Consider the following 5490-nt stretch of genomic DNA (forward strand, 5'->3'; position numbering starts at 1 on the left):
GCCCCTTGATCGGCGCTCCCCCCCGGCGCGCAAGCGCGCCCGGACTGTGGATTTTTTGTCCGTCCTAAGATCATAAGAAGGCGAAAAAATAAGTCATTGTTTTTGCTAATTTTTATAAGGCACCCCCGGCAATAGCTATTGCCGGGGGTGCGGCACTCTAGACTGCCGCACCCCCGGCAACGGGCATCCACTTACTCGCAGTGTATTTCCAGTTTCTGGTATTGACGCATTGCCGGGGGTACGGCAGTCTGCGTCCAATTACTGGAAGTGAAGTGCCGATATGCAGAACTCAGTTACCCCGCCCGATCCGCGCTCCAAAGGCCATTGGGTTCAGACCGAACGCAAAGCACATGAGGCCTGGGCGGATCTCATCCGCAAAAGCCCGCTGGCGGCCCAGGTCATGCATGTGCTGACGGCAAGGGTGGGCGAAAACAATGCGGTGGTGATCAGCCAGAAGAACCTTGCCCGTCTGGTCAAGGGCTCTGAACGGGGGGTGCGCAACGCGCTTCAGCTGCTGAGCGATGACAACTGGATCGAGATCCGGCAGATCGGCGGCCGCGGCACGGTCAATGCCCATGTCATCAATGACCGAGTGGCCTGGTCCGGCAAACGAGACGGGATCCGCTACAGCCTGTTCAGCGCCAATGTCATCATCAGCGATGATGAGCAGCCCGATGTGACGGAAATCGACCAACTCTCCCCTTTGCGGCGGTTGCCGATGATCGGGGAGAACCAGCTTCCCTCCGGTCCCGGCCTGCCCCCGCCGTCGCAACCCTTCCTAGACGACCTGGCACCGGATCTTCCTGCAACTGGGCATCACAATGCCTCGAGCATCCCTCCCGAGGTGGCCCAGGCCATTCGCTGGTGGCACCGCCTTCCGGCAGAGAAGGTGAGAGAGTGGTGCAGCCTCGTCGGGGATACGCTTGAGGTTCTGGGTGATGACGGGCTTCCCGAGGAACGCCCGCGCCCCACGGTCGAGATTGCCGTGGACGCCTACCGGATGAATTCTGAGATTCAGTCCTATGTCCAGGACCGTCCGCATGACAGATGATGCGCTAAAGAACCGGAGGCACGTCAAGGGTTGCGCGGGACGTCCCTCAGCACGCACAATGGAACAATAAGGTACCCCACGAGAGACGCATGGCGGAACTATCACTTTCGCAGGCCGCAAAACAGGCCGGGAAAAGCAAGTCGACGATTGGAAGAGCCATAGAATCCGGGCGTCTTTCCGCAAGGAAGAACCAGGACGGCACGTTCAGCATCGACCCTTCCGAGCTCTTCCGGGCGTTCCCCAAAGGTGGTCCCGGGACCACCATTTCTAGGACGGGTGGTACGATCAGGAACCCCACTGACGGGACGCTCGGGACCAGTGCAAATCCGGATGAGATCAAAGCACTGCGCGAAGAACTTGCAAAAGCAGTGCAGCAGGCCGCGGCCGCCGAGGCAATCGCTGAAGAACGGGCGGAAACGATCGCGGACCTGCGCATCAGGCTGGATCGGGAGGGAGAGGAGCGGCGCAAACTGACCGCCATTCTGACCGATCAGACACGCCAATCCGAACCGGATCCCGCCGCCCCTGCAGTTCCTCCCGCTCCGCGCTCCTGGTGGCGCCGTTTCCTGGGATAGGGTCATGCCGCAGATCGCCGAGGCCTTTTCCAGGCCGGTTGCCGCCTTCTCAAAGTCCCGCCAGGCGCGTATGGGAGGCCTGCAAACGAAACCAACATGCGCAGGCAGGCACGATCCATCCCGCTGTGTCGACATCAGGCCAAAGGTCATTCCGCCATCACATCCGGTGCCTCTCCTCCGCTCCGACGGGCGATATCACGAGAGGCGCTCGTCTCTGCAGGCGCATGTCGACCTGCGTTATAAGCCGAACTTCAACTGCCAGCAGAAACAATAAGAACAATGACCGTCAGCATCTTTGATCCCGAAGCCAGTCAGAAGAAATATGAATTCTGGATGCGCGCTGCTCCGCCCTCCAAGGTCTATTCCATCCTGTTCACCCCTCGTAGTGGCAGCAGCTGGCTGACCAGTATCCTTACCCAGACGAAGGCGATGGGAACGCCATCGGAATGGTTCAATCCTGAGCTCATGAAGTCCAGCTCGCAGGCCAAGGGCGCGCGGGACCTGGACCAGTTCGTGAATGCCATCAGCCGTCATGACATCCATGGCGACACTTTCGGGTTCGAGATCACCCATCACCAGCTTCACGCCGTCTTCGGGAGTGATCAGAATTTCATGACGTATTTCCCGAATACGTTGTTCTTCTGGTTGATCCGCAAGGACATCGTTGCCCAGGGTGTGTCGCTGGACAAGATGGTCCAGACCAATGTCAGCCACGCCTCCCACTACGATGCCAACGAGATCGAAAGCAGCGACAAATCATATGATTATGACGCCGGTCGCATCCGCAAATGGATCTCTCACATCCACGCGGCAGAGCTCGCCTCGGAGAAAATGATCGCCGATTTCAATCTTGCGCCGGTCCGCCTGTCCTATGAGCAGATCACCCAGGCGGGTGCGCAGAAGGTGGTCGAACTTTTTGCCGCGAAGCTGGGGCTTGAAGGTTTCGCCGCGCAGGACGCACCGCCCTCAGATCATCGCAAGATCGGCACCGAGAAAAACGACGCATTCTCTGAGCGCTTCCGCAGGGAAAACCAGGAATTCATGGATCGGATCGACGCAGGACGTGCCGAAATGCTGTCCTTCTTGGACTGATTTCCGCTCAGGTCAGCCGCCCGGGGTCCCGCATTCCCCCAGCCATTTGCCGGGGGTCTCGAACTCCCGCAGCAACTGGTCGCCGGGGCGCGGGCAGGCCGTCTTCTCCTGGCCGAGGATCCAGTAGGTGGGCAGGCCCTCCAGCCGTTCGGGGGCGAGATAGGGCCAGATCTGGCGGGGACCAGCCTGCAGGTGGTCGCTGCGGCCAAAAAGGCCGGCACGGTCGAAATAGCCGCCCTCGAGCTTGCGCTTCAGCGCAAGCATGCCGTCGCGCACCGGCGGCTGCACCTCCAGCGCCGAGATCCGCGGCGCGTCGGGCAGATAGCGCGCGATCCCCCACAGATTGACCGATCCGTCGACGAACAGCACGGCATCCGGCGCGGCCTCGCGGTCCCAGAGAAGGGCCATGTCGCGATATCCTTCTTTGCGGAAGGCCAGCGAGGAGTTCAGCGAGGCCAGCACCAGCACGGCGATCGTCAGCACGGACAGCGCCCGGCCCTGGACCGAATGGCCCTGCCAAAGCGTGGCATAGAAGATCCCCATGGACAGGGCCATGAAGGGGGTGAAGAGCCCCAGCGTCCGGTACATGAACACGCTTTTGACGGTCAGCGTCAGCAGGATCATCGTGACGGCCGGCAGGAGCACCAGCCACAGCATGATCCCCCGCGACCGCGCTTTCCAAAGCGGCGGCAGAAGCAGCAGCAAGACGCCCAGATAGCCCGAAACGGCGGGGGCTGGGAACTCCATGCCGAAAAGCGTGATCGTCAGATGCGTGCCCAGCCCGGCCAGGTCGAGGCCGGTGATGCCCTCGGTGCGGCGGAACGAGCCGATCCCCAGGGAATATCCGGCAGCCAGGGCAACCGGCACATAATCCAGAACCAGCAGCATGGCCGGGCGCAGCCCCTGCGCGGCGTGATGGAGCCGCCAGATGCGGACCAGCGCCTGGAAATAGACGAAGAAGACGACGAAGAACCCCATGCCATGCGTCAGCGTCGTGGCCAGACCCAGCAACACGGTTCCGCCCCTTGTCCCGCCTGAGGCACGGCCGGCCCGCACCCGCAGCTCCAGCATGTGCCAGAGCCAGACCAGCTCGAGAAAGAACAGCGCATACATGCGCAGGTTCTGCGCAAAAAACACGTTCAGCGGCAGCACCGCATAGACCGCCGCGACCCAGAGTCCCGCGGGCCGTCCCCAGTGCCGTCCCGCGATGTGGAAGAGCGACAGGATGACCAGAACATCCAGCAGTACCGAGTTAAGCAGCATCCAATAGTCGCCCTCGCCAAGAAGGCTCCAGACGTGCAGCTGCAGGTAGTAAAGCGGGGGGTGCGTATCAAAGCGCGGGACCGCCAGCACCAGATCACGCAACGGGCTTTCCGCCATCTGTGCCGAGAACACCTCATCCAGCCAGAGGGTCGGGTCAGCATGAATGTTCCACAACCGCAACAGGACGCCGAAGAGGATCACCAGGACGAGGAAAATCTTGTGCTTTTCTTCCATGAAAACCCAGGATCCCTGTGCAACTTTGAACGCTGTCATGTAACACCGCCCAAAAATCGCTTACAACGTGCTAAACCGCTATGCGCGGCGGCTTTTTTCCAAAGTGATCCCGATGTCAGAGCTTCTTCCTGCGCCATTGCTGGTCTCGATCGTCTGTCCCTGCTTCAACGAGGAAGGGGGCCTTGGCGAGTTCGTCGCCCGCATTGGCCGGGTGCTGCGCCCGACCGGCCAGAATTACGAGATCGTCTTTGTCAATGACGGCAGCCGGGACGGCACCCTGGCCGAGATGCAGGCACTGGCTGCGGACGAGGGCAATATCACCATCGTCGATCTGTCGCGCAACTTCGGCAAGGAGATCGCCCTGACGGCCGGCCTCTGCCACGCGACCGGGGATGCGATCGTGGCCATTGACGCCGACCTGCAGGACCCGCCCGAGTTGATCCCGGCCTTCATCCAGCGCTACCGCGAAGGCTATGACGTGGCCTATGGCCGCCGCACCGAGCGGCAGGGCGACAGCTGGATGAAAAAGGCAACCGCGCGCCGGTTCTACCACATGATGCGCCGGCTGGGCCCCGTGCCCTTGCCCGAGAATGTCGGCGATTTCCGCCTGATGAGCCGCCGCTCGGTCGATGCCCTGCTGCAGCTGCCCGAGACGCATCGCTTCATGAAGGGCCTCTTCGCCTGGGTAGGCTTCCGCTCGGTGGCGGTCGACTATGTGCGCGAGCCGCGCTTCACCGGCTCGAGCAAGTGGAAATACCGCCAATTGCTCAATCTCTCGATCGAGGGGATCACCTCCTTCACCACGGCCCCGCTGCGGCTGACCACCTATCTGGGCTTTCTGGTGGCCTTCATCGCCTTCCTCTGGGGGGTGTTCCTCTTTGTCAGAACCATTTTCTACGGCGACCCGGTGCAGGGCTTCCCGACCCTGATCCTGACCATCCTCATGCTCGGGGGGACGCAGCTGATCGCCCTTGGGGTGATCGGCGAATATCTGGGTCGGGTCTTCAACGAGACTAAACGTCGGCCGCTGTTTCTGATCGACAGCATCACCTGGTCGCAAGAGGGCGCGGCCCGGCGCCAGGACAATCGCACGGCCTTCCTTTACGGCCTGCCTGTCGGCGCACCGACCCAGCCCCTGCCAGGCCTCGGCGGAGACGTTGAGCAGGCGTATCCTGTCAGAAAGTGCTGAGACAGTTCTGGGCGACGCCTTTATGCCACCGTAGAGCCGCTGAGCGGACCTGAGAGGCCGTAAGTGCATTCAGGGTGAGGGGGGGG

5 protein-coding genes are annotated in these 5490 nt (G+C 61.6%); 4 read left to right on the forward strand and 1 reads right to left on the reverse strand.

All coding sequences use genetic code 11. The annotated features are described in order from the left end of the window. Positions 1–280: 280 nt before the first annotated feature. From IQ24_RS19940 to IQ24_RS19950, 3 genes are all read left to right on the forward strand, one after another. Positions 281–1051: a hypothetical protein gene (locus IQ24_RS19940; RefSeq protein ID WP_199756660.1), complete on the forward strand. Its 771-nt coding sequence runs from the start codon at positions 281–283 to the stop codon at positions 1049–1051. An 89-nt stretch (positions 1052–1140) separates the two neighbouring features. Further along, a complete protein-coding gene (locus IQ24_RS19945) occupies positions 1141–1626 on the forward strand; it encodes a MerR family transcriptional regulator (protein ID WP_145400132.1) in 486 nt (161 codons plus the stop codon). 279 nt (positions 1627–1905) lie between these two features. After that, positions 1906–2718 (forward strand): Stf0 family sulfotransferase, encoded by an 813-nt coding sequence (locus IQ24_RS19950; protein WP_145400133.1) that lies wholly within the window; start codon positions 1906–1908, stop codon positions 2716–2718. 12 nt (positions 2719–2730) lie between these two features. Here the strand turns inward: IQ24_RS19950 and IQ24_RS19955 are convergent, their stop codons facing one another. Beyond that, positions 2731–4215, reverse strand: a complete 1485-nt coding sequence (locus IQ24_RS19955) for a glycosyltransferase family 39 protein (RefSeq protein ID WP_158637590.1) — start codon at positions 4213–4215, stop codon at positions 2731–2733. A gap of 112 nt (positions 4216–4327) precedes the next feature. On the opposite strand from IQ24_RS19955, the gene IQ24_RS19960 reads away from it, so the two are divergent. After that, complete coding sequence (locus tag IQ24_RS19960) at positions 4328–5404, forward strand: glycosyltransferase family 2 protein (RefSeq protein ID WP_145400135.1); 1077 nt, start codon at positions 4328–4330, stop codon at positions 5402–5404. The last annotated feature ends 86 nt before the right edge of the window (positions 5405–5490 follow it).

This window comes from Paracoccus sulfuroxidans (assembly GCF_007830335.1).
GTDB lineage: Bacteria > Pseudomonadota > Alphaproteobacteria > Rhodobacterales > Rhodobacteraceae > Paracoccus > Paracoccus sulfuroxidans.

Excerpts from the sequence above, each read along its gene's own strand:
- IQ24_RS19940 (WP_199756660.1), top strand. The coding sequence starts at position 281 with ATGCAGAACTCAGTTACCCCGCCCGATCCGCGCTCCAAAGGCCATTGG.
- IQ24_RS19945 (WP_145400132.1), top strand. The coding sequence starts at position 1,141 with ATGGCGGAACTATCACTTTCGCAGGCCGCAAAACAGGCCGGGAAAAGC.
- IQ24_RS19950 (WP_145400133.1), top strand. The coding sequence starts at position 1,906 with ATGACCGTCAGCATCTTTGATCCCGAAGCCAGTCAGAAGAAATATGAA.
- IQ24_RS19955 (WP_158637590.1), bottom strand. The coding sequence starts at position 4,215 with ATGGAAGAAAAGCACAAGATTTTCCTCGTCCTGGTGATCCTCTTCGGC.
- IQ24_RS19960 (WP_145400135.1), top strand. The coding sequence starts at position 4,328 with ATGTCAGAGCTTCTTCCTGCGCCATTGCTGGTCTCGATCGTCTGTCCC.